Source organism: Actinotalea lenta (assembly GCF_030586465.1).
Taxonomy (GTDB): domain Bacteria; phylum Actinomycetota; class Actinomycetes; order Actinomycetales; family Cellulomonadaceae; genus Actinotalea; species Actinotalea lenta.
This window is the reverse complement of sequence record NZ_JAUQYP010000001.1, coordinates 352213-375448: the sequence shown is the minus strand read 5'-3', so window position 1 is coordinate 375448 and position 23236 is coordinate 352213. Positions and strand designations below refer to the sequence as shown.

Below are 23236 nucleotides of genomic sequence, written 5' to 3'. Positions count from 1 at the left end.
CGGCTAGGCTGGCGGCCCGTGAGGATCGTCGTCATCGGCTCCGGCGCGCGCGAGCACGCCATCGTCCGCGCGCTGGCCCAGGGCCGGGAGCACGAGCTGCACGCCGTGCCGGGCAACCCCGGCATCGGCCGGCTGGCCACCCTGCACGACGTGTCCCCCACCGACGGGGAGGCCGTGGCGGACCTCGCCCGCGCGATCGGGGCCGACCTCGTGGTCGTCGGGCCTGAGGTCCCGCTGGTCGCCGGGGTCGCCGACGCGGTGCGCGGCGTCGGCATCCCGTGCTTCGGGCCGGGCGCCGAGGCCGCGGCTCTGGAGGGCTCGAAGGCCTTCGCCAAGGAGGTCATGGCCGCCGCCGCCGTGCCGACGGCGATGGCTCGGGTGTGCACCACGCAGGACGAGCTCGCCGAGGCGCTCGACGTGTTCGGCGCCCCCTACGTCGTCAAGGACGACGGACTGGCGGCCGGCAAGGGCGTCGTCGTCACGCAGGACCGGGACGTGGCCCTCGAGCACGGCCGGGCCTGCCTGGAACGGCGCGTGTCAGCCGGCGACCGCCCCGCCGTCGTGGTCGAGGAGTACCTCGACGGCCCCGAGGTCTCGCTGTTCTGCGTGTGCGACGGACAGCACGTGGTGCCGCTCGCGCCCGCGCAGGACTTCAAGCGTGCGCTGGACGGCGACGAGGGGCCCAACACCGGCGGCATGGGCGCCTACTCCCCGTTGCCCTGGGCACCTCCGGACCTGGTCGACGAGGTCCTCACGCGGGTCGCGCGCCCTACGGTCGACGAGATGCGACGGCGGGGGACGCCCTTCGTCGGCGTGCTCTACTGCGGGCTCGCGCTGACCTCGCGGGGTGTGCGCGTCGTGGAGTTCAACGTGCGCTTCGGTGACCCGGAGACCCAGGTGGTCCTGGCGCGCCTGGCCACCCCTCTGGCCGAGGTGCTGCTCGCCGCGGCCACCGGGGAGCTCGAGGCCCTGCCCGCGCTGCGCTGGCGCGACGAGGCGGCGGTCACCGTGGTGGTCGCCGCGCACGGGTACCCGGGGACGGTGCGTGCCGGTGACGAGATCGAGGGTGTCGCCGCGGCCGAGGGCCTGCCGGGCGTTCACGTCCTGCACGCCGGGACCGCGCGCAGCAGCGACGGCGCCCTGGTCTCGGCCGGTGGCCGGGTGCTCTCCGTGGTGGGGCTGGGGGCCGACGTCGCCGAGGCGCGGGACCGCGCCTACGCCGGCGTGACCGCGATCGCCCTGCGCGGGTCCCACCATCGGACCGACATCGCCGCGCACCTGCCGCCGCGGCCGGACGTCCCGCTCGTCGTCGAGTCCCGCAGCGACGACCAGCGGGACGACATCTCGACCGTCCTCGGTTCGGATGAGCTGCGATGAGCACCGCGCCGGGCCTGGCGGGCTGGACCCACGTCTACTCGGGGAAGGTCCGCGACCTGTACGCCCCCGCCGACCCGCACCCGTCGGGCGACGTCGTGCTCGTGGTGGCCAGCGACCGGATCAGCGCCTACGACCACGTGCTCGCCACGCCCGTCCCGGACAAGGGCGTGGTGCTGACGCAGCTGAGCCTGTGGTGGTTCGACCTGCTCGCCGACCTCGTCCCGCACCACCTCGTCACGGCAGAGTCGGGCCCCGGCGGCGTCCCCCCCGAGGTCGCCGGGCGGGCGATGGTGTGCCGCAGGCTGACGATGCTCCCGGTCGAGTGCGTGGCCCGCGGCTACCTCACCGGGTCCGGGCTGGTCGAGTATCGCGCCGCCGGGGCGGTGTGCGGCGTGGCGCTCCCCCCGGGGCTGCAGGACGGGTCGCGACTGCCGGAGGCGATCTTCACCCCCGCCACCAAGGCGGAGCTGGGCGAGCACGACGAGAACGTCACCTTCGACCAGGTGGCGGCGCGGGTCGGACCCGCGGACGCCGCGGCGGCCCGCGACCTCACGCTGGCGGTCTACTCGCGGGCCGAGCAGATCGCGCGTGAGCGGGGCGTCATCCTCGCCGACACCAAGCTGGAGTTCGGCCGCCCGAGCGACGGACCGGCCGCCGGCCGCCTGGTGCTGGGCGACGAGGTCCTCACCCCCGACTCGTCCCGGTTCTGGCCCGCGGACCGGTGGCTGCCGGGGCGCTCCCAGCCGAGCTTCGACAAGCAGTACGTCCGCGACTGGCTGACCTCGCCCGCGTCGGGGTGGGACCGGTCGTCGGACACGCCTCCGCCGCCGCTGCCCGACGAGGTGGTCGCCCGGACCCGTGAGCGCTACCTCGAGGCGTTCCGCCTGATCACCGGGCGCGAGCTCGCGCTCGGCTGAGTTCGGCAGCAAGGTGTGCTGGATGGGTCAAACTCGCCGTTGTCGCTCGGTTGGCGGTTCGTGTCCGCAGTGAGCGACGACGCCATGCTGCTGTGCCATCAGCGGCCATGAGCAGACGACGCTGCGGGCACTCCATGGCGCTCGAGCGAACGACGTGGACACCCTGACCCGCTTTGACGGCGCCGCGTTGCGGATCGCGGCGTGGAACGTCGACCATCGGTGCCATGAGGTGGCGGGCAGCCTGGGCTGGGGCCAAGTCTGAAGCGTTTCCGTCGCCATTCGACGCTAACGCTTCAGCCTTCAGGCGGACCCACGCGATCGGGCGGCCGAAGGCTGCGAGGAGTCAGCGGCGGGGACCGAGGGCGCGACAGCGGAGTTCATGCCGCTCTCCGGCCAGGTCCGGACGGATCGCGGCGCGCCGCTGGTCGCACCCGGACCGCGGTGAGCGCCGCCCGGGCGGTTTGACTCAGCGGATCACACCTTGCTGCCGAACTCGAGCTCGGCTGAGCCGGAGGCCCCGACCGTGGGCCATGCGGGTGATCTAGGCCATCGGGAGCGGGCGGATCCCGCACAGTGCTCAACCCCGGTCCAACGGCGCCGAATCAGACTCCAGGTGTCGCGACGAGGAGGCAGGTCGGTGCGGGAAGGCTGCGTGCTCGTGCTGACCCCGGCGAGCGGGGGGCACTTCTACGGTGCCGTCATCGCCGGGATCACCCGGCAGGTGGCCATGGCCGGCGGCGAGGCGGTCGTCGTGCTGACCGACGACCCCGAGGTCGGCGGTGAGCAGCCAACCTCCCGCCTGCAGTCCGACGCCCCGCTCGCCTGGGACCGCTCCGACGCGCTCGTCGCCCTCACGGGGGCCGTTCCCGAGTCCTACCTGGAGCGCTACCGCTCGACCGGTCGGCCCGTGGTGCTGGTCGGCGATCACCCCGAGTCCCTCGACGTCCCGTGGGCGCTCCCGGACAACGTGCGCGGCACGCGAGCCGCCACGGACCACCTCATCGAGCACGGCCACACCCGGATCGGCTTCATCGGCCACCTCGAGGTGCCCGACGTCCAGGAGCGCAAGGCGGCCTTCCTCGGCCGGATGGCCGAGTGCGGCCTGGACGTCGACCCGGCCGACGTGGTGGTGGCCACGAGCTTCGACGCCAGAGCCGGGGCGGACGCCGTGCGGCGCAGAATGGCCGAGGGGTCGCTGCCCACCGCGCTCCTGGTCGGGACCGACCTCACCGCGCTCGGTGTGCTGCGAGAGCTCACCGCAGCCGGTGTCCGGGTGCCGCAGGACGTCGCCCTGGTCGGCTTCGACGGCATCGAACGCACGGCCTACTGCGACCCGCCGCTGACCACCGTCGCGCAGCCGTTCTTCGACCTCGGCGTGACCGCCGCGCGCCTGGCGCTCGCCCAGCTCGCCGGTGCGGACGTCGCGTCCGGGCCGCACCGGACCCCTGCTCACCTGGTGCGCCGCGACAGCTGCGGCTGCGACCCGGCCCGGGCCGAGGGCACCAGCACCCCCCAGGACCGGGCCGACGTGGTGGACCGCCTGGCGCCCATGCTGCTGTCCCCGAGGTGCACCGACGTCGCCGAGCTTCGGGCCCGGGCGGCCGAGGTCCTGGACGCCGTCGACGCGCTCACGGCGGCGACCACCGAGGCGGACGCGGAGTCGTCCGCGGGCGTGCTCATGACCCTGGCACGGGGTGAGCTGTCCCCGTACGCGCTGCGCAGCATCCTGCGCCGGGTGATCAGCTACGCGCGAGCCGGCGGCTCGCGCGCACGTGCCGACGCGCTGGACAGCGTCGTGCGGTGGATGGAAGAGGCGTGCTCCGTGGCCGAGGCTGCCGCGTTCGGCTCCGCGATCGACGCCCAGGCGGCGATCGACGCCGGGTTGCTCGGGGGCGACGGGGATCCCCGCGAGCTGGGGTGGCTGACCGACGTCGCGTCCTCGTTCGGGCTGCTCGCGCTGTGGGAGGGCGACCCCGGCGAAGGTTTCCTCCGGGTCGTCGGTGCGCAGGGGGAGGAGGCCCGGAGCACGGGCCTGGTCGGCGCCGTGGTGCATGCCGCGAGCTTCCCGCCGGCGGCGCTCATCGACGGTGTGCGCCTGAGGGCGCACCGGGTCTGCGTCGTGCTGCCGGTCCGTACACCCGAGCGCGACTGGGCCTCCTGGCGATCGAGGCGGAGACGGACCTCGCCGCGACCCGGGGGACCTACCACCACTGGTCCGCGCTGCTCGGCGCCGCCCTCGACGCTCAGGAGCTCCAGGCAGCGCTCGGCGACAGCGAGAAGCGCTATGCGGACGCCGCCCGCGCCTCCAACGACGGGCTGTGGGAGTGGGACCTGACCGGGGGCCCGGCGTGGATCAGCGACCGCGCCCGTTCCCTGCTGGGCCTGGGGGCGTCCGCGCTTCCCGCGCTCGACGAGCTCGGCTGGGCGCACCCCGACGACCAGGCGATCGTGTCCACCGCGCTGGGGCAGGCCCTGTCGCGCCGGGACGAGCCGGTGCGCATCGAGTTCCGCGCCGACCGCGGAGGTGACCACCGCTGGCTCCAGCTCACGGCCGTCGGCACCGCGGAGGGCACCGCGCCGGTGAGTCGGCTGGTGTGCTCGGTGGCGGACGTGCACCAGCGCCGGCTGCTCGAGGAGCAGCTGCGCGAGGCCGCGATGTTCGATCACGTGACCGGCCTGCCGAACCGCCGGCTGTTCCTGGACCGGCTGACGTCCGTGCTCAACCAGATCCGGCGGCGCCCGAGCCGCAGCTGCGCCGTGCTGTTCCTCGACCTGGACGGCTTCAAGCTGGTCAACGACTCGCTGGGCCACCTGCACGGGGACGAGCTGCTCGGGGTCGTCGCGCGCCGGCTGACCGCCGAGATCCGCTCCACCGACACCGCCGCCCGGTTCGGCGGCGACGAGTTCGCCGTCCTCCTCGTCGACCCGGACGAGGGGGACCTGGCGATGATCGCCGGCCGCATCCAGCAGCGCGTCCGCGAGCCCGTGCTCATCGAGGGCCAGCAGGTCAGCGTCACCGCGAGCGTCGGGATCACGGTCTCCGGCGCGCAGGTGCGGGAGGCGGAGGCCCTGCTGCGCGAGGCCGACGCCGCCATGTACCACGCGAAGGCGACCGACCGCGGGTCGGTGGCGTTCTTCGACCGGACGATGCACGCCGAGGCCGGGGACCGGCTCCGGCTGCTCAACGAGCTGCGGATCGCCCTGACCGAGGAGCAGTTCGTGGTCCACTACCAGCCCATCGTGCCGCTGGACGGCTCACCCGTGACGCACTACGAGGCGCTGGTGCGCTGGCAGCACCCGGAGCGCGGTCTGCTGCTGCCCGGCGCCTTCCTCCCGGCACTGGAGTCCGGCCCGGGCATGGTCGAGCTGGGGACCTGGATCCTGGACCAGGTCGGGGCGCAGATCGCGACGTGGCGCGCCGCGGGGCACGACGCCAGCGTGGCGGTGAACCTCTCGCACCGGGAGTTCTGGAACCCGGGGCTGGCCGAGAGCGTGGCACGCACCCTGCGCCGGCACGGGCTGTCCGCGCACAACCTGGTCCTGGAGATCACCGAGACGGTCATGCTCACCGACGTGGAGGCCGCCCGCCGGGTGATGTCCGACCTGCGCACGATCGGGGTGCGGCTGTCCATCGACGACTTCGGCACCGGCCAGTCCTCGCTGCACACCCTGCGCGAGTTCGCGGTCGACGTGCTCAAGATCGACGGCGGGTTCGTGCGCGGCATGGAGTCCGACCCGCAGCTCGCGGAGCTGGTCACCGTGATCCTCGAGCTCGGCCGCGCGCTCGGGCTCGACGTGGTCGCCGAGTGCGTCGAGACCCCGGCGCAGGAGCGCCTGCTGCGCTCGATGGGGTGCAGCAAGGCGCAGGGCTGGCTGTACGGCAAAGCCATGCCCGGCGCCGAGGCGGGCACGATGCTCGGGACGCCGGGCCGGTCCGCGTCACCGGAACGAGCTGCGGCGGCGACCTGAGTGGACCGGCACGGTGGCTCGTGGAGCCACCTGCTGCCTAGGCTCGCGGCCGTGACACTGCTGAGCGGAGCGCGCCTCGTCCCGCTGGACGGCGGGGCGGCGGCCGGACCGGTGGACCTCCGTGTCCTGGACGGCGTGCTGGCCGAGGTGGGTCCGGGGCTCGCGCCCGGGCGCGACGAGGTCGTCGACCTCGAGGGTCGGTGGCTGCTCCCCGGGCTGTGGGACGCGCACGCGCACGTCGGCCAGTGGGCCACGGTCCGGCGCCGGCTGGACGTGTCCACGGCGCGATCAGCGCGCGAGGCGGGTGCGCTGGTCACCGAGCGGTTGCGGGCACAGCCCCAGGCTGCCGGGTCGCTGCTCGTCGGCTACGGCTATCGCGACGTGCTGTGGGACGAGCCGACCGACGCCGATGTCCTGGACGAGGCCGCCCGCGCGGCCGGGGCGCCCGACGTCGGCGTGGTGCTGGTGTGCGGGGACCTGCACAGCGGATGGATCTCCGGGGTCGCGGCAGCCGTGCTCGGCCTGTCGCCGGGGGTGCTGCGCGAGGAGCCGTGGTTCGCCGTGGCGGGTCGGCTCGACCCGGACGAGGCGACCCTGGACGGCTGGGTCGCCGAGGCGACCCGGGCGGCGGCGGCCCGCGGCCTGGTCGGTGTCCTGGACGTCGAGATGACGGACAACCTGCGGGCCTGGCAGCGCCGGATCGGGGCCGGCCACACCTGGCTCCGGGTGTCGGCGGGCGTCTGGCCGGACTACCTGGACGGGGTCCTGGCCCGCGAGCTGGCGACCGGCGACGTGATCGAGGGGACCTCGGGCCTGCTGTCCCAGGGGCCGTTGAAGGTGATCACCGACGGGTCGCTGAACACCCGCACCGCGTACTGCCACGACGCGTATCCGGGTCCGGGGGGTGCATTGACGCACGGTGTCCTCAACGTGCCGCCGGATGAGCTCGAGCCCCTGATGGCCGCCGCCGCGCGGCACGGCGTGCACGCGGCGATCCACGCGATCGGGGACCGCGCGAACACGCTCGCGCTGGACGCCTTCGAGCGGACCGGCGCCCGCGGTTCCATCGAGCACGCCCAGCTGCTCGCACCTGCGGACGTGCCGCGGTTCGCCGCCCTGGGCGTGGCCGCGAGCGTCCAGCCCGAGCACCTGCTGGACGACCGCGACGCGATCGACGCGACCTGGGCGGACCGGGCCGGTCGGTGCTACCCGCTGCGCTCGCTGCACGAGGCGGGCGCGCGGCTGGTGCTGGGCTCCGACGCCCCGGTCGCGCCGATGGATCCGTGGCTGGCGATCTCCGCAGCGGCGACCAGGGCGCGCGACGGTCGCGCGCCCTGGCACCCGGAGCAGACCGTGCCGACCGCGGTCGCGCTCGCGTCGTCGGTGCGGTCCCGGCTGGCTCCCGGGGAACCGGCCGACCTGGTGGTCCTGGATGCCGACCCCCTGGCCGACCCCGCAGGGCTGCGGACCATGCCCGTCGCCGGGACGATGCTCGCCGGGCGGTGGACCTTCCGGGCCGGGTAGCGGCTGGGGATGCGTTCATGGGACGGGCCCCCGAGGGTGGACGGACACCCGATCGGAAGGCATGACATGACGCTCAACGGCTCGACCATCGCATTCCTCGTCGCCCCAGAAGGCGTGGAGCAGGTGGAGCTCACCGAACCGTGGACGGCGGTCGAGGAGGCGGGCGGCACCCCCGTGCTCGTCTCCACCGACCCCGGCCAGGTGCAGGGCTTCCACCACCTCGACAAGGCAGACACGTTCCCGGTCGACGCCACCGCCGACGTCCTCACGCACGACGAATACGACGGCCTGGTGCTCCCGGGCGGCGTCGCCAACCCGGACTTCCTGCGGACGGTCCCCGCCGCGGTGTCGTTCGCGAAGGGCTTCGTGGACGCCGGCAAGCCGGTTGCCGTCATCTGCCACGGTCCGTGGACCCTCATCGAGGCCGACGTGGTCCGGGGCCGCACGCTGACGTCGTGGCCGAGCCTGCAGACCGACCTGCGCAATGCCGGCGCCCGGTGGGTGGACGAGGAGGTGGTGGTGTGCACGGCCGGGCCAGGCCCGCTCGTCAGCAGCCGCAGGCCTGACGACCTGCCCGCGTTCACCGCCGCGATGGCGGAACATTTCTGAGCCAGATCTCCCACGCCGGACGGTCCGGACCGGCAGGATCGTCGGCATGGATGACGTGCACCGGTCCCAGGCGGTCCGCGCCGTGCTGCTGGGCGCCGCGGTCGTGGTGCTGCTGGCGGCGTGCGCGGCGAGCGGCAACGAGTACGTCGGGACCGTGGCGGAGGCGCGCGGGACCGTCGGCTTCTGGTGGGGTCTGTGGCACGGCCTCATCGCCCCGATCACGTTCGTCGTCTCGCTGTTCAACCACTCGGTGGGCATCTACGAGGTGCACAACAACGGGGGCTGGTACGACTTCGGGTTCCTGCTGGGCCTGTCGTTCGTGTTCGGAGGCGGTCCGGCCGGTGGCTCCGCCCGGCGTCGTCGGCGTCGCGCGTGAGGGCCGCCGGACGGGCCAGAATGATCCCATGAGAGCCGTTCTGCACCACGGGCTGCGCGACGTGCGCGTGGCGACCGTGCCCGACCCCGTCCTGATCGAGCCGACCGACGCCCTGGTCCGGGTGACCCTGGCCTGCATCTGCGGGTCGGACCTGTGGCCGTACCGCAACCCGACCTCTCCCGACGAGCCCCGTCGGATCGGCCACGAGTTCGTCGGGGTGGTCGAGCAGGTCGGGCCGCAGGTCCGGACGCTCGCGGTCGGCGACCTCGTCATCGCGCCGTTCATGTACTCGTGCGGCGAGTGCGAGTTCTGCCTGGCGGGCCTGCAGACCTCCTGCGTCCGCGGCGGGTTCTACGGCGCCGAGGACGTCGGCGGCGGCCAGGGCGAGCGGGTCCGGGTGCCGCTCGCGGACGGCACGCTGGTGTCGGCCCCGGTCGGCCAGGACGACCCCCGCCTGCCGGCCCTGCTGACCCTGTCCGACGTCATGGCCACCGGCCACCACGCGGCGGTGAACGCCGGGGTCGGCCCCGGGGCCCACGTCGCGGTGATCGGTGACGGCGCAGTCGGGCTGTGCGGGGTGCTCGCGGCGCGCCGGCTCGGCGCCGAGCGGATCCTCCTGCTCTCGAGCCACGAGGACCGTGCCGCGATCGGCCGGGCGTTCGGCGCGACGGACGTGGTGGCTGAGCGCGGTGACGCGGCCGTGCAGGCCGTGCTCGCGCTCGGAGACGGGCGGGGCGTGCCGCACGTCATGGAGTGCGTGGGCATGCAGGGCTCCTGGGACACCGCGCTCGGCATCGTGCGGGCCGGTGGTTCGATCGGCTACGTCGGCGTGCCCAACGGGGTGCACGAGGGCCTGGACCTCAGCCGGATCTTCCGCCGCAACGTCACGATCGCCGGTGGCGTGGCCCCGGCCCGCGCCTACTTGCCCGAGCTCCTGACCGACGTCCTGGACGGGACGATCGACCCGTCGCCGGTGTTCGACCTGGAGCTGCCGCTCGAGCAGGCGCCGCAGGGATACGCGGCGATGGACGAGCGCCGCGCGACCAAGGTGCTGCTGCGGCCGTGATGCGCGGCGTCCTGCTGGACGGGCCCGGTGCCGCACCCCGCGTCGCGGAGCTCCCGGAGCCGGACTGCGCCGCCGACGGGGTCGTCGTCCGGGTCGAGGCGACCGGCGTGTGCCGCAGCGACTGGCACGCCTGGCAGGGCCACGACCCGGACGTCGTCTGGCCGCACGTGCCCGGGCACGAGCTCGCCGGGACCGTCGTCGAGGTCGGGACCGACGTCCGGCGGTGGCGGTCGGGGGACCGGGTCACGGTCCCGTTCGTGTGCGCCTGCGGGGACTGTGCGGCGTGCCGGGTCGGCGAGCACCAGGTGTGCGAGCGCCAGACCCAGCCCGGCTTCACGCACTGGGGCTCCTACGCCGAGTCGGTCGCGTTGCGGCACGCCGATGTGAACCTGGTCGCGCTGCCCGACGGGATGACGCCGGCGGTCGCGGCGTCGCTCGGGTGCCGGTTCGCCACGGCCTACCGCGCCCTGGGTGTGCACGGCCGGGTGCGGGCGGGCGAGGCGCTCGCGGTGCACGGGTGCGGCGGCGTCGGGCTCTCGGCGGTGATGATCGGGGCGGCGGGTGGTGCCCGTGTGGTGGCCGTGGATCCGAGCCCGGCGGCGCGCGCGGCCGCGGCCGAGCTGGGCGCGGTGGCCGTGATCGACCCTACGGGGATGTCGCCCGAGGACGTCGGCGAGGCGGTGGTGCGCGCCACGGACGGCGGTGCCGCGGTGTCGCTGGACGCACTCGGGCACCCCGACGCCGCGGTCGGCTCGGTGCTCGGGCTGCGTCGCCGCGGCCGGCACGTGCAGGTGGGCCTGCTGCTGGCCCGGCACGCGCGGACCGCGCTTCCCATGGACCGGGTCGTGGCGTGGGAGCTCGAGGTGTACGGCAGCCATGGGATGGCCGCGCACGAGTACCCGGCGATGCTCGCCCGGGTGGCGTCCGGCGCGCTCGACCCCGCCCGGCTGCTGGGTCGCACCGTCGGCCTCGACGACGCCCCGGCCGCCCTGGTGGACGTCGGCTCTGCGGTGCACCCCCGCATGACCGTCGTCCTCCCCTGACCCCCACCCGGCCCGGATCTCGACGCCCGAGGTGGGTGGCCGCCGAGATGGCCGCCAGGGTTGGTGGCCGCCGACTGCCAGGGCGAGTCGTGCGGGCCCTGTCGGCCTGGCCGGTCCGGACCGCGGTCCGTGCGCCGGGCGGCCCGGTGCGCTAGGTACGCTGAGGCCGAACGCTGCACCCCACCACCGCGAACCAGGGAGCGCCCGTGGGACGAGTCGTCGTCGATGTCATGCCCAAGCCGGAGATCCTCGACCCGCAGGGCAAGGCCGTCGCGTCCGCGCTGCCCCGGCTGGGGTTCACCGGGTTCACCGGCGTGCGTCAGGGCCGGCGGTTCGAGCTCACCGTGGACGGGCCCGTGACCGACGAGGTCCTGGCCACCGTGCGTGAGGCGGCCGTGACGTTGCTGTCCAACCCGGTGATCGAGGACGTCGTCCGGGTGGCCGAGGTCGCCGAGGCCGCCGAGCCGCTGGACGAGGGGACACCCGCGTGAGCCACGTGGCCGCGCCTCCACCGAGCCCGACGCGGTCGGCGACCGACGCGCGCATCGGCGTCGTGACCTTCCCCGGGACGCTGGACGACCGGGATGCCGCGCGCGCCGTGCGGCTGGCCGGGGCCAAGCCCGTGAGCCTCTGGCACGCTGACGCGGACCTGCACGGCGTCGACGCCGTGGTGCTGCCGGGCGGGTTCTCCTACGGCGACTACCTGCGTGCGGGAGCCATCAGCCGGTTTGCCGCCGTCATGGAGTCCGTGGTGGACGCGGCGCGCGGCGGGATGCCCGTGCTGGGCATCTGCAACGGCTTCCAGATCCTCGCTGAGGCGCACCTGCTGCCCGGCGCGATGATCAAGAACGACCACCGCACGTTCATCTGCCGCGAGCAGCGCCTGCGGGTGGAGAACGTCGACACGGCGTGGACGCACGAGTTCCGCCCGGGCGACGAGATCACCGTCCCGCTGAAGAACCAGGACGGGCAGTTCGTCGCCGACGAACGCACCCTCGACGAGCTCGAGGGCGAGGGGCGGGTGGTGTTCCGCTACGTCGGGTGGAACCCCAACGGTTCGCGCCGCGACATCGCCGGGATCACCAACGCCGCCGGCAACGTCGTGGGCCTCATGCCGCACCCCGAGCACGCGGTCGAACCCGGCTTCGGCCCCGACGGTCCTCAGGGTCCCCGCACGGGGACGGACGGCCTGAGGGTCTTCACGAGCGCCCTCAACACCCTCCTCCACCCCTGACCCACCCCCACCCACCCCCCAGGTGGTGATCAAGGAATCCCTGCCCGCTCGAAGGCCGTGATCAAGGAACTCGTGCCCGCGGCCGGCGTCGGCCAAGGGGCCGATTCACTCCACGCGGATGCGCAGGGCCGCCGCGAGCGCGGGGGCGAGGGCCACGGCCTGGTCCGGGCTGATCGTCGCGCCGCCCAGCGCGGCGATCCCGTCGACCACTGCGATCTCGGCGCCGCGCAGGTCGCACTCGCGCAGAGTCGCCCCGGCGGCGTCGAGCCGGTCCACTCGGCAGTCCACCAGGTCCAGGCGCCGGACGTTCGCGCCGCCCAGTCCCAGCTCTCCGATCGTCACGCCCTCCAGGCGGAGCTGGTGCACCGTCGCACCCGCCAGAGCGAGGAAGTCGATCTTGCCGCCGCGGATCGTGACGTCGTCCAGCCGCGCTCCGGTGGCCACGAGCGCACCGAGCCGACAGTCGGCCCACGTGACCTGCCGCCACGAGCCGTCGCGCAGGTGCACGGTGGTGGCATGCGCGCCGTCCAGCATGGTCTCCACCAGGTGTGACCTGTCCAGGCGGGTCTCGTCCAGCGTGCACCGGGTCAGCACGCAGTCGACGAACCGGCTCTCCCGGCCGTCCTGCCCGGACAGGTCGGCGCCGTCGAACGTCACGAGCTCGTAGTCGCCCTCGACCTCGAGTGCGCCCCTGAAGGGCTCGCGGACCACCGCGGCGTCCTCGTTCACCCCCCGACCCTAGGCCCCGTGCCGCGGCGTGCGGCACGGGTCGCGGCGTGAGGCGTGGGTCGCGGCGTCCGGGCCGCCGCGACCTGCGCGCGGGGCCGCGTTCTGCGCGAGGGCGCGTTTGCGCGCGGGGTGTCGGCTGCGTCGCGTCAGGGGGCGGTGACTGAGACGTGCAGGTGGTGGCGCTTGCCCCACGCGTCCAGGACCCCCCCGTTGCCCTCCTTCGCGATGCGCACCGAGGCCGTTCCGGGGAGCACCACGGGTGCGAAGAACTCCGCGTGCCACGTGAACGCGTCCGGCTCGCCGATCTCCGCGAGCGCGCGGGCGGCGGTGTACATCCCGTGCGCGATGGTGCGCGGGAAGCCGAACGCCTTCGCCGCGAGCGTCGACGTGTGGATCGGGTTGTGGTCCCCGGAGACTGCGGCGTACCGCCGGCCCAGGTCCGCCGGCAGGCGCCAGGCCCCGGTCGGGGTCGGGGCCCGCCAGTCGGGCCGTTCGACCCGTTCGGCGGACTCGCCCGCGAGCGCGTAGCCCTTGGCCAGGTACGTCGAGACCCCGCGCCACACGGGCTCGTCGGCGACGCTCACCTCGGCGACGAGGTCGACGCTGACGCCGCGGTGATGGGCGGCGAGCCGTTCGGCGTGCACCTCGACGTCGAGTGCCTCGTCCAGGCGCACCGGGCGGCGCTGGGTCACGGTGTTGGCGAGGTGGACCATGCCCAGCAGCGGCAGTGGGAACTCCGGGCGCACCATGAGCGCGGTCATCACGGGGAACGCGAGGACGTGCACGAACCCGGCAGGCAGGTCGTCCGACGCGGTCGCACCCACCAGGTGCTCGTAAGCGGTGAGCCGCACCGCATCGGCCGCCAGCCCGCGTGCGGCCAGCCGTACCGCCGGGAGGTCGAAGGGCGTCAGGCCCCGGTCGTGGCGAACCGCGGCCACGGTGGACGCAACCAGCCCGCGGCGCAGGGAGGTGCTCAGCGGCGGGACCTCTGCGAGCTCCTCGACGAGCGTGGAACCGGCCGCGTCGGCGCCGCCCGCCTCCGGCGCGCTCACGCGCCCACCATGTTCTGCCCGCAGACCCGCAGCACCTCGCCGTTCACGCCGCCGGCCTGCGGCGACGCGAGGAAGGCGATCGCCTCGGCGACGTCGACCGGCTGGCCGCCCTGCTGGAGCGAGTTGAGCCGCCGGGCGACCTGGCGAGTGACGGCCGGGATGCGGGCGGTCATCTCGGTCTCGATGAAGCCCGGCGCCACGGCGTTAACCGTGCCGCCGGCGGCCGCGAGCAGCGGAGCCTGCGCGCGCACCATGCCGATCACACCGGCCTTGGACGCGGCGTAGTTCGTCTGCCCGCGGTTGCCCGCGATGCCGCTGGTCGACGCGAGGCAGACGACGCGTGGCGCCTCGCCCAGCAACCCGGCGTCCAGCAGGGCTTCGGTGACCCGCAGCGGGGCGCCGACATTGACCGCGAGCACGGACTCGAACCGGTCCGGCTTCATGTTGACCAACAGCTTGTCGCGGGTGATCCCCGCGTTGTGCACCACGACGTCGAGGCGGCCGAGCCGGCCGCGGACGTGCTCGACCAGCCGTTCGGGCGCATCGGCAGCGGTCAGGTCGAGCTGGAGCGCGGTGCCGTGGGTCTCGTTGGCCACGGCGGTGAGGCCGTCGCCCGCGGCCGGCACGTCGACCAGCAGCAGCTGCGCCCCGTCGCGGGCCAGGGTCCTGGCGATCGCCGCGCCGATGCCGCGCGCCGCCCCGGTGACGAGGGCCACCCGTCCGGCGAGCGGATGAGACGGGTCCTGCGGTGCGTCCCCGCCCGGGCCCGAGACCGTCAGGAGCTGTCCGTCGACGAATGCCGACTTCGCGGACAGGAAGAACTCCAGCGCGCCCAGCGCGGACGGCGACTCCACACCGACGCCGTCGTGGAGCAGCACGCCGTTGCCGGTCGCCCCGCCGCGCAGCTCCTTGGCGAGCGACCGCAGGAACCCGTCGACGCCCTGGCGCGCGGCGGCCAGCGGAGGGGCCAGCCCCTCCTCGACCGTCCGCGACACGGTGACGACCCGGCCACCGGGTACGAGCCGCCGCAGCACGCCGCCGAGCTCGAGCGCGGGTGCCGCGAGATCCGCGGGTGCCGTCACGCCGGTCAGCACCACGACGACCGCGCCCCAGCGCTGCTCGGGCTCGGGCTGGCGCCGCACGTCCAGGTCCCAGCCGAGCAGCGCCTGGGCGACCCGGTCGGCGTCGGCCCCGGCGGCGGCGTCGGCCAGCACCAGGATCGGTCCGGGCGCCAGCTGTTCGTCCGGCGCGTAGCGGCGCAGCCGGGCCGGGCGGGGCAGCCCGAGTCGCTTGGCGAGCTGCGCGGTGAAGCCCGAGTTGACCAGCTCGAGGTACGTGTCGCTCACACCGCCTCCAGGATCGCCACGACGCCCTGCCCCCCGGCAGCGCACACCGACACCAGCGCCCGCGCCCCGGAGCCGCGGTTCGCGAGCTCCTTGGCCGCGGTCGCCACGATCCGCCCGCCGGTCGCGGCGAACGGGTGCCCCGCCGCGAGGGACGAGCCGTGCACGTTGAGGCGGTCACGGTGCACCGACCCGAACGCGCCGTCCAGCCCCAGGCGGGTGCGGCCGAAGTCCTCGTCCTCCCACGCCTTGAGGGTGGCCAGCACGGTCGCGGCGAACGCCTCATGGATCTCGACGATCTCGAAGTCGGCCAGGCTCATGCCGTGCCGGGCGAGCAGGCGTGGTACGGCGTACACCGGGGCCATCAGCAGGCCGTCCTTGCCGTGCACGAAGTCGACCGCGCCGGCCTCGGCGTCGACCACCTCGGCCAGGGCGGGCAGGCCCCGCGCCGCCGCCCACGCCTGCTCGGCGAGCAGCACGGTCGAGGCGCCGTCGCTGAGCGGCGTCGAGTTCCCGGCGGTCATGGTCGCGGGGGTGTCCAGGCGCTTGCCGAACACGGGCTTGAGAGCGCCCAGCTTCTCCATGGAGGTGTCCGGTCGGAGGTTCGCGTCCCGGACCAGTCCGCGGTACGGCGTGATGAGGTCGTCGAAGAAGCCGGCGTCGTAGGCGGCGGCCAGGCGCTGGTGGCTGGCCAGCGTGAGCGCGTCCTGCTCCTCGCGGCCGATGCCCCACTCCGCGGTGGTCAGCGCCTGGTGCTCGCCCATGGACAGCCCGGTGCGGGGCTCGGCGACGTCGGGGGCGACCGGGGCCAGGTGCGAGGGGCGGATGCGGCTCAACGCCTTGAGGCGCGCTGCGGTGGACCGGGCGCGGTTCGCCTCGAGGAGTGCGGCGCGCAGCTGCTCGGAGACCACGATCGGCGCGTCGGACGCGGAGTCCACGCCACCGGCCACGGCCGCCTCCACGCGGCCCAGTCGGATCTTGTCCGCGAGGGACATCACCGTCTCCATGCCCGTCGCGCACGCCATCTGCACGTCGTAGGCGGGTGTGTCGTTCGCCAGGGCGGAGCCCAGGACGGTCTCCCGGGTGAGGTTGAAGTCACGGCTGTGCTTGAGCACCGCGCCCGCGGCGACCTCTCCGAGGCGCTCGCCCGCGAGCCCGAACCGGGCCACCAGGCCGTCGAGGGCCGCGGTGAGCAGGTCGAGGTTCGAGGCGTGCGCGTAGTGGCCGCCCGCGCGTGCGAACGGGGTCCGGTTTCCGCCGACGACGACGGGACGTCCAGGTGCCAAGGGAGCCTCCTCGCTCTCCGGGACGTCCGCCTCAGGTGCAGGACGCCTCCGCGTGGTAATGCCTGGAACCCACGGTACCTGATACCTGCGGTACCGCACAGGTGGTTGGCAGCCGCGTTCTGCACGGGGGCCACGAGACTGCCCGTCCCGGGCACGACGAAGGGGCGCCGCGTGACGCGACGCCCCTTCGATCCCGGCCGGGATCAGCCCTTGACGGAACCGGCCAGCAGTCCTCGCACGAAGTACCGCTGCAACGCGAAGAACACGATGAGCGGGATGACGATCGCGACGAACGCCGACGGCGCCAGCAGCTCCCAGTGCGAACCGAAGTTGCCGACCAGCTGAGACAGCCGGGTGGTCAGCGGGGACACGGAGTCCTTGCCCGCACCGACGAACGTCAGGCTGATCAGCAGGTCGTTCCAGACCCACAGGAACTGGAAGATCGCGAATGCCGCGATCGACGGCATCGACAGGGGGAGCACGATCCGGCGGAACGTCAGGAAGACGTTCGCCCCGTCGACCGTGGCAGCCTCCATGACGTCGCGCGGGAGCTGCGCCATGAAGTTGTGCAGCAGGAAGATCGCCAGCGGCATGGCGAAGATCGTGTGCGTCACCCACAGGGAGGCGAAGTTGCCGGTGATCCCCAGCGCCGGGAACACCGGCACGCTGCCGATGTGGACCCCGGTGTTGAACAGCCGCAGCAGTGGGACGAGCGCGAGCTGGAGCGGCACGACCTGGAGCGCGAAGATCGTGAAGAACAGGAAGTTCGACCCGCGGAACGGGACCCAGGCCAGCGCGTAGGCCGCCATGGCCGCGATCGCGAGCGGGAAGAGCGTCCCGGGGATCGACACCACGAGCGAGTTGACGACGAACGGCATCAGGCCGCCCTGCACGTTGTACCCACCCGAGAAGAGCACGGTCTGGTAGTTCTCCAGGGTGAAGCTCGGGTGGGTGAAGACCTCCCACCACCCGGAGGTGCCGACGTCGGCCTGCGGGCGCAGCGACGTGACGAGCAGCCCGAAGGTCGGGATGGTCCACAGGATGGTGAGCAGCACCACGAGCAGGGATGCCAGCCGGCTGGAGAAGGACTTGCGGATGCGGGTCGCCTTGTCGCCGCGAATGGGCGTCTTGACCGGGACGACTTCCGGTGCCTCGACGGTGCTCATCGGACCGCGTGCTCCTTTCGCAGCTGCCGGACGTTGTAGATGATCAGGGGGACCACGCCGATGAACAGGATCACGGCGAGTGCGGAGCCGTGGCCGTTGTCCCCTTGGACGAACGTCTGGGAGTACATCTCGTTGGCGAGCACGCTGGTCTTGAAGTTGCCCCCGGTCATCGTCCGGACGATGTCGAAGATCTTCAGGACCGCGATCATGATCGTGGTGAGGACCACGACGAGGGTTCCGCGAATCATCGGGATCGTCACGCGGGTGAACATCTTGAAGCCGCTCGCGCCGTCCAGGGCGGCCGCTTCGAGGACGTCACCGGGGATCGCCTTGATCGCCGCGGAGAGGACGACCATGGCGAACCCGGTCTGCACCCAGATCATGATGACGATCAGCAGGAAGGTGTTCAGCGGCGCGGACAGCAACCAGTTGGGGGGGTTGCTCCAGCCGAGCCAGAGCGCGACCTGCTCCAGCAGGCCGATCTGGGGCTGGCCCGGCTGGACGTACTGGTAGACGAACTTCCAGATCACGCTCGCGCCGACGAACGAGATCGCCATCGGCATGAAGATCAGCGACTTCGTGACCTTCTCGCTGGTCGCGCCCATCCGGTCGGCGAGGAGGGCCAGCACGAGCCCGAACGCGGTGGAGACCAGGGGGGCGAGGATGATCCACAGCACCGTGTTGATCAGCACCGTGCGCATCCCCGGGTTGGTGAACGCCCAGCTGTAGTTGTCCGTCCCGACGTACTTGGTGCCGACGGGGCCGTAGAAGCTGTAGAAGAACGTGCGGATGGCCGGGATCACCAGTCCGACGATCATGAGGACGGCGGCGGGGCCGAGGAAGACGACGATGCCGAGGGGTTTGCTGAGTCGGCCGGTGGCTCGTCCGGCGGCGAAGAAGACGATGAGGATCACGGCGAACACCACGAGGATCGCCAGACCCCCTTGGCCGAGCTTGGCCAGCGTCGAGGAGAGTAGGTCGGACACGCGTCCCTCCTTCGGGAAGCGCCGAGCTGCAACGCTGCAGCGTCGGCCGGGGATGTCTCAGGGTCAGCACAGCACAATCGCCCGGGCCCGACTAGTCGGACCCGGGCGATTGTGCGCTAGGCCGTGGGCACGATCAGCTGGTCGGCCAGGCGGCGTCGATCGCCTTCAGCATCGCGTCGGTCGACGTGGTGCCGGCGAACCAGGAGGTGAACTGGCTCCACTCCTCGCCCGCACCGACAGCAGCCGGCATCAGGTCGGAGGCGTCGAACCGGAAGGTCGCCTTCGGGTCCGTCAGGTACTTCGCGGAGAGCTGGTCGATCGGGCTCGTGTACGCGTCGGCGGGAACGCCGTTGTTCGCGGACACCCAGCCGCTCGCCACCTTGACCCGGCTGGTCGCCCACTCAGGGGTCGACAGGTAGGTCTGCACGGCCTGGACCTCGGGACGGTCGGCGAACGCGGTGAGGAACTCGCCACCACCCTCGACCGGGACGCCGTACTTGTCGTTCATCTGAGGCAGGTAGAAGGCCCACACGTCGCCGTCCGGGCCGACCTTGGTGCCGTCGGGCCACTGGGCGGCGTAGAACGACGCCTGCTGCAGCATGTAGCACTGGCCCTTGAGGATCGGCAGACCGGCGTCCTGGAACGTCGTGGTCGCGATCGACGAGACGTCACCGTAGCCACCGTTGACGTAGTTCGGGTTCTTCATCCACTTCTCGAGGATGCCCATGGCGTCCTTGATCTGCGGGGAGTCGAACTTCACGTCGTGGTTGACCCACTGGTCGTAGACGTCCGGCCCGGAGTTGCGCATGACGATCTCCTCGAGCCAGTCGGTGGCCGGCCAACCGGTCGCCGTACCGGACCCGATGCCACCGCACCACGGCTTGATGCCGTCACCGTTGTTGGCGATGGTGTCGGAGAGCTTCATCATGTCGTCCCACGTGCTGGGAACCTGGTAGCCCTTGTCCGAGAACATCTTGGGCGAGTACCAGACGAACGACTTCATGTTCGCGCTCATCGGGGCGCCGTAGAACTTGCCGTCGACCGTGGCGTAGCCCTTCCAGCCAGCGGCCCAGTACTTGTCCACGTTGTCCGACACGGCCTGCGGGGCGGGCTTGGCGCTCGCCGCGAGGCGGGCCAGCAGACCCGGCTGCGGGATGATCGCGAGGTCGGGTGCCTGGCCGCCCTGGACGCGCACCGGCAGCTGGGACTCGAACTCGTTCGTGCCCTCGTACTGGATCGTGATGCCGGTGCACTTGGAGAAGTCTGCCCAGGACTTCTCGAGCGAGTCGGACTCCGGGCTGAGGATGGAGCCGAACATCGTCACCGTCGTGCCGTCATGGCCCATGTAGTTGGCGTAGGGCTGGCACTCTGCGCTGAGCGAGGCACTGGGGCTGCTGGAGCCGGTGTCCGAGCTGGACGAGCTGCTCGAGCCGTTGCTCGAACAGGCCGTGAGCAGCAAGCCTGCCGCTGCCACGGCGGAGCCGGCGAGCATCACGCGCCGACGACCGTTTGACCTCATGTTCTCTCCTCGTCTGACTTCGTTGTCCCGACGCGGACGAGTCCGCACGGGGGTGAACATTCCCGATCATTGCCCGCCCACTCGGGCTGGGCAAGGCGGTCAGGACACGCTTCGGTAACGATTGCAAGCGATTGCAGCCACGGCGATGGGACCGCTCCCATCACGGCGACGGCCGGGAGGGTGTGCCCGAAACTACGGGTACTTGATACCGTCGGTACTGTGAGTCGATCAGAGCGGACGACCGAGGGAGCCCCGCGGGAGCGGGGGTCCGACGCGCCTCGAATCGGTTCGGACGGGCGCTCGACCCGGTGGGCCGAGCACCGGTCCGCCCGCCGCTCCGAGCTCGCCCGCGCGGCACGACGGGCGGTCCACCGACTGGGGCCCGACGTGTCCATGGAGGAGATCGCTGCCGCGGCCGGGACCTCCAAGTCGATCGTGTACCGCTACTTCATCGACAAGCCCGGCCTGCAGGCCGCCGTCGGGCAGGCCGTGGTCACCGACATCCACGCGGCGCTCGACGTCGCGAGCCGGGAGGCCTCGACGCCCCGCGGAGCGCTGCGCGCCATGATCGACGCGTACCTGGCGATGATCGAGGCATCCCCGAACGTCTACTGGTTCGTCACCCGGCCGGGCGGCGAGAGCGCGTCGGCCCCGCTGGGACACTTCATGGACGCGGTGGCGACGCTCGTCGCCCAACCGTTCGCCCGGCTGGTGGCGGGCGCCGACGGCGACGAGCCCGCCGCCATGGCGGACCTGTGGGGCAGCGGAGCCGTGGGCTTCGTCCGCGGTGCGGGCGAGTGGTGGCTCGGGCACCGCAGCGAACAGGACGCGCCGAGCCGCGAGGAGCTCGCCGAGCGCGTGACCGCCTGGCTGTGGACCGGACCGGTCAGCGCGCTCGCACGAAACCTGCCGGGGATGTCGCCGGGCACCCCGGCTCTCGAGGACGAGGAGCCGTCATGACCGCACCCGTGACAGACCGCGCGCAGGCCACCGCGCCCGAGGCGGCCGTGGACGTCGCCGCGCTCGAGCGGGTCGTGCTCGGACGATGGGGTGACCTGCGCCGTGCGACCCGGGACCTGATCACCGATCCGCGGTTCCACAAGGTGGATGGCCTCTCGCTCACCGAGCACCGCGAACGGGTACTGGACCAGCTCAGGCTGCTGGTCGCCGAGGGAGAGGTGCTGCGCGCGTTCCCGACCGAGCTCGGGGGTGCCGACGACCACGGGGGTTCGCTCGCGCGGTTCGAGGAGCTGGTCGCCGCGGACCCCTCGCTGCAGATCAAGTCCGGGGTGCAGTGGGGGCTGTTCGCCTCCGCGCTGCTGCACCTGGGCACGCAGGACCACCACCACCGGCTGCTGCCGGGGGCGATGTCGCTGGAGGTGCCGGGAGCGTTCGCGATGACCGAGACCGGGCACGGCTCGGACGTCGCGAGCATCGCGACCACCGCGACCTACGACCCCGCGACCGAGGAGTTCGTCCTCCACACCCCGTTCCGGGCGGCGTGGAAGGACTACCTGGGAAACGCTGCCCTGCACGGGCACGCCGCCGTGGTGTTCGCCCAGCTCGTCACACCGGCGGACGGCGGGCCGGTCAACCACGGCGTGCACGCGTTCTACGTGCCGATCCGCGACCCGCGGACCGGGGGGTTCCTCCCGGGCGTCGGCGGTGACGACGACGGGCTCAAGGGTGGGCTCAACGGCATCGACAACGGCCGGCTGCACTTCGACCATGTCCGGGTGCCCCGTCGGGACCTGCTGAACAGGTACGGCGACGTCGCCGCCGACGGAAGCTACTCCTCGCCGATCGCGAGCCCGGGCAGGCGCTTCTTCACGATGCTGTCGACCCTCGTCCAGGGCCGGGTGTCGCTGGACGGCGCCGCGGTCAACGCGAGCAAGCTCGCACTGATCATCGCGGTCACGTACGCCAACCAGCGTCGCCAGTTCACCGCGGCCTCGGACACCGACGAGGTCGTGCTGCTGGACCGTCAGGAGCACCAGCGCCGCCTGCTGCCGAGGCTGGCCCAGACCTACGCCCAGGCGTTCGCGCACGAGCGGCTGCTGGCCACGTTCGACGACGTGTTCTCCGGACGCGCCGACACCGACGAGGACCGCCAGGACCTGGAGACGATCGCGGCAGCCCTGAAGTCCGCGTCGACCTGGCACGCGCTGGACACGCTGCAGGCTGCCCGCGAGGCGTGCGGCGGCGCGGGCTACCTCACCGAGAACCGGCTCACCTCGCTGCGCGCGGACCTGGACGTGTACGTCACCTTCGAGGGCGACAACACCGTCCTGCTCCAGCTGGTGGCCAAGCGGCTGCTCGCGGACGTCGCCAAGGAGCTCGCGAACGTCGACGCCGGGACCATGGCGCGGCTCGTCGCCGAGCGTGCCGCCGACGTCGCGCTGCACCGGACCCCGCTGACCCGTGTCGTGCAGACCCTCGCCGACGGGGGCGACGCGCGGCGCTCGGTGGGCCAGCTGCGCTCCACCGAGGCGCAGCGCGAGCTGCTCACCGACCGCGTCGAGACCATGGTCACCGAGCTCGCCGGTGCGCTCCGCCCGGCGGGCAAGGCGTCCCGCTCCGAGGCGGCGGAGCTGCTCAACGCGCACCAGCACCAGATGGTCGACGCCGCCCGGGCGCACGCCGACCTGCTGCAGTGGGAGGCGTTCACGGCGGGCCTGGCGAAGGTCGAGGACGCCGGTACGCGGCGCGTGCTGACGTGGCTGCGGGACCTCTTCGGCCTCACCCTGATCGAGCAGAACCTGGCGTGGTACCTCATCCACGGGCGGCTGTCGGCCGGGCGAGCGCGGGTGGTCGCGCCCTACGTGGACCGGCTGCTCGAGCGGCTGCGCCCGCACGCCCAGGACCTGGTGGACGCCTTCGGGTACGGCCCCGAGCACGTGCGTGCCGCGATCGCGAGCGGTGCTGAGGCGGCGCGCCAGGACGAGGCCCGCGCGCACGCCCGAGCCGAGCGCGCGAGCGGCTCCGCTCCGCGCCCCGAGCCCAAGCCTCAGCGTCGCTGACCCGCGCCGCCGGGTCGCGG

The 23236-nt window shown here is 73.1% G+C and carries 20 protein-coding genes; 13 read left to right on the top strand and 7 right to left on the bottom strand.

Annotated features, from left to right (window positions below):
• Nucleotides 1-18: 18 nt before the first annotated feature.
• From purD to purQ, 11 genes are all read left to right on the top strand, one after another.
• Complete coding sequence (gene purD / locus Q6348_RS01720) at nucleotides 19-1377, top strand: phosphoribosylamine--glycine ligase (protein WP_304599605.1); 1359 nt, start codon at nucleotides 19-21, stop codon at nucleotides 1375-1377.
• Nucleotides 1374-2294, top strand: coding sequence for a phosphoribosylaminoimidazolesuccinocarboxamide synthase (locus Q6348_RS01715; protein WP_304599604.1), 921 nt, complete (start codon nucleotides 1374-1376; stop codon nucleotides 2292-2294). The genes purD and Q6348_RS01715 overlap by 4 nt, the downstream gene beginning before the upstream one ends.
• A 652-nt stretch (nucleotides 2295-2946) precedes the next feature.
• Nucleotides 2947-4629, top strand: coding sequence for a substrate-binding domain-containing protein (locus tag Q6348_RS01710; RefSeq protein WP_304599603.1), 1683 nt, complete (start codon nucleotides 2947-2949; stop codon nucleotides 4627-4629).
• On the top strand, nucleotides 4515-6263 hold the full coding sequence (locus Q6348_RS01705) for a putative bifunctional diguanylate cyclase/phosphodiesterase (RefSeq protein WP_304601886.1): 1749 nt from the start codon (nucleotides 4515-4517) through the stop codon (nucleotides 6261-6263). The genes Q6348_RS01710 and Q6348_RS01705 overlap by 115 nt, the downstream gene beginning before the upstream one ends.
• Before the next feature lie 51 nt (nucleotides 6264-6314).
• A complete protein-coding gene (locus tag Q6348_RS01700) occupies nucleotides 6315-7787 on the top strand; it encodes an amidohydrolase (protein ID WP_304599602.1) in 1473 nt (490 codons plus the stop codon).
• Between the two features lie 66 nt (nucleotides 7788-7853).
• Nucleotides 7854-8396: a type 1 glutamine amidotransferase domain-containing protein gene (locus Q6348_RS01695; RefSeq protein WP_304599601.1), complete on the top strand. Its 543-nt coding sequence runs from the start codon at nucleotides 7854-7856 to the stop codon at nucleotides 8394-8396.
• Between the two features lie 46 nt (nucleotides 8397-8442).
• Nucleotides 8443-8772 carry a hypothetical protein gene (locus tag Q6348_RS01690; protein WP_304599600.1) on the top strand — a complete coding sequence of 110 codons (330 nt, stop codon included), beginning with the start codon at nucleotides 8443-8445 and terminating at the stop codon, nucleotides 8770-8772.
• Nucleotides 8773-8800: 28 nt separating this feature from the next.
• Nucleotides 8801-9838 carry a zinc-dependent alcohol dehydrogenase family protein gene (locus Q6348_RS01685; RefSeq protein WP_304599599.1) on the top strand — a complete coding sequence of 346 codons (1038 nt, stop codon included), beginning with the start codon at nucleotides 8801-8803 and terminating at the stop codon, nucleotides 9836-9838.
• Entirely contained in the window at nucleotides 9838-10881 is a 1044-nt protein-coding gene (locus Q6348_RS01680) for a zinc-dependent alcohol dehydrogenase family protein (RefSeq protein WP_304601885.1), read from the top strand. The genes Q6348_RS01685 and Q6348_RS01680 overlap by 1 nt, the downstream gene beginning before the upstream one ends.
• Before the next feature lie 206 nt (nucleotides 10882-11087).
• A complete protein-coding gene (gene purS / locus Q6348_RS01675) occupies nucleotides 11088-11372 on the top strand; it encodes a phosphoribosylformylglycinamidine synthase subunit PurS (RefSeq protein WP_304599598.1) in 285 nt (94 codons plus the stop codon).
• Complete coding sequence (gene purQ, locus Q6348_RS01670; protein WP_434062035.1) at nucleotides 11369-12115, top strand: phosphoribosylformylglycinamidine synthase subunit PurQ; 747 nt, start codon at nucleotides 11369-11371, stop codon at nucleotides 12113-12115. The genes purS and purQ overlap by 4 nt, the downstream gene beginning before the upstream one ends.
• A 105-nt stretch (nucleotides 12116-12220) precedes the next feature.
• Here the strand turns inward: purQ and Q6348_RS01665 are convergent, their stop codons facing one another.
• The 7 genes from Q6348_RS01665 to Q6348_RS01635 form a co-directional block, all read right to left on the bottom strand.
• The gene (locus Q6348_RS01665) at nucleotides 12221-12844 is read right to left on the bottom strand and encodes a pentapeptide repeat-containing protein (protein WP_304599597.1); all 624 of its coding nucleotides are present in this window, start codon (nucleotides 12842-12844) and stop codon (nucleotides 12221-12223) included.
• Between the two features lie 146 nt (nucleotides 12845-12990).
• Entirely contained in the window at nucleotides 12991-13896 is a 906-nt protein-coding gene (locus tag Q6348_RS01660) for a MaoC/PaaZ C-terminal domain-containing protein (protein WP_304599596.1), read from the bottom strand.
• A complete protein-coding gene (locus tag Q6348_RS01655) occupies nucleotides 13893-15242 on the bottom strand; it encodes a 3-oxoacyl-ACP reductase (RefSeq protein WP_304599595.1) in 1350 nt (449 codons plus the stop codon). The genes Q6348_RS01660 and Q6348_RS01655 overlap by 4 nt, the downstream gene beginning before the upstream one ends.
• Nucleotides 15239-16525, bottom strand: coding sequence for an acetyl-CoA C-acetyltransferase (locus Q6348_RS01650; RefSeq protein ID WP_304599594.1), 1287 nt, complete (start codon nucleotides 16523-16525; stop codon nucleotides 15239-15241). The genes Q6348_RS01655 and Q6348_RS01650 overlap by 4 nt, the downstream gene beginning before the upstream one ends.
• A 203-nt stretch (nucleotides 16526-16728) precedes the next feature.
• Nucleotides 16729-17691, bottom strand: coding sequence for a carbohydrate ABC transporter permease (locus Q6348_RS01645; RefSeq protein WP_304599593.1), 963 nt, complete (start codon nucleotides 17689-17691; stop codon nucleotides 16729-16731).
• Entirely contained in the window at nucleotides 17688-18677 is a 990-nt protein-coding gene (locus Q6348_RS01640) for a carbohydrate ABC transporter permease (protein WP_304599592.1), read from the bottom strand. The genes Q6348_RS01645 and Q6348_RS01640 overlap by 4 nt, the downstream gene beginning before the upstream one ends.
• A gap of 133 nt (nucleotides 18678-18810) precedes the next feature.
• Nucleotides 18811-20196, bottom strand: a complete 1386-nt coding sequence (locus Q6348_RS01635) for an ABC transporter substrate-binding protein (RefSeq protein ID WP_304599591.1) — start codon at nucleotides 20194-20196, stop codon at nucleotides 18811-18813.
• Nucleotides 20197-20415: 219 nt separating this feature from the next.
• On the opposite strand from Q6348_RS01635, the gene Q6348_RS01630 reads away from it, so the two are divergent.
• Together Q6348_RS01630 and Q6348_RS01625 are read left to right on the top strand one after the other, a co-directional pair.
• Entirely contained in the window at nucleotides 20416-21156 is a 741-nt protein-coding gene (locus Q6348_RS01630) for a TetR family transcriptional regulator (protein WP_350339631.1), read from the top strand.
• Nucleotides 21153-23216 carry an acyl-CoA dehydrogenase family protein gene (locus Q6348_RS01625; RefSeq protein WP_304599590.1) on the top strand — a complete coding sequence of 688 codons (2064 nt, stop codon included), beginning with the start codon at nucleotides 21153-21155 and terminating at the stop codon, nucleotides 23214-23216. Before Q6348_RS01630 ends, Q6348_RS01625 begins: the two co-directional genes overlap by 4 nt.
• Nucleotides 23217-23236 lie beyond the last annotated feature (20 nt).

What these genes read in the sequence shown, in the direction of transcription:
- Q6348_RS01690 (WP_304599600.1), top strand. Translation starts at nt 8,443, where the DNA reads ATGGATGACGTGCACCGGTCCCAGGCGGTCCGCGCCGTGCTGCTGGGC.
- Q6348_RS01685 (WP_304599599.1), top strand. Translation starts at nt 8,801, where the DNA reads ATGAGAGCCGTTCTGCACCACGGGCTGCGCGACGTGCGCGTGGCGACC.
- Q6348_RS01695 (WP_304599601.1), top strand. Translation starts at nt 7,854, where the DNA reads ATGACGCTCAACGGCTCGACCATCGCATTCCTCGTCGCCCCAGAAGGC.
- Q6348_RS01645 (WP_304599593.1), bottom strand. Translation starts at nt 17,691, where the DNA reads ATGAGCACCGTCGAGGCACCGGAAGTCGTCCCGGTCAAGACGCCCATT.
- Q6348_RS01635 (WP_304599591.1), bottom strand. Translation starts at nt 20,196, where the DNA reads ATGAGGTCAAACGGTCGTCGGCGCGTGATGCTCGCCGGCTCCGCCGTG.
- Q6348_RS01625 (WP_304599590.1), top strand. Translation starts at nt 21,153, where the DNA reads ATGACCGCACCCGTGACAGACCGCGCGCAGGCCACCGCGCCCGAGGCG.
- Q6348_RS01680 (WP_304601885.1), top strand. Translation starts at nt 9,838, where the DNA reads ATGCGCGGCGTCCTGCTGGACGGGCCCGGTGCCGCACCCCGCGTCGCG.
- Q6348_RS01715 (WP_304599604.1), top strand. Translation starts at nt 1,374, where the DNA reads ATGAGCACCGCGCCGGGCCTGGCGGGCTGGACCCACGTCTACTCGGGG.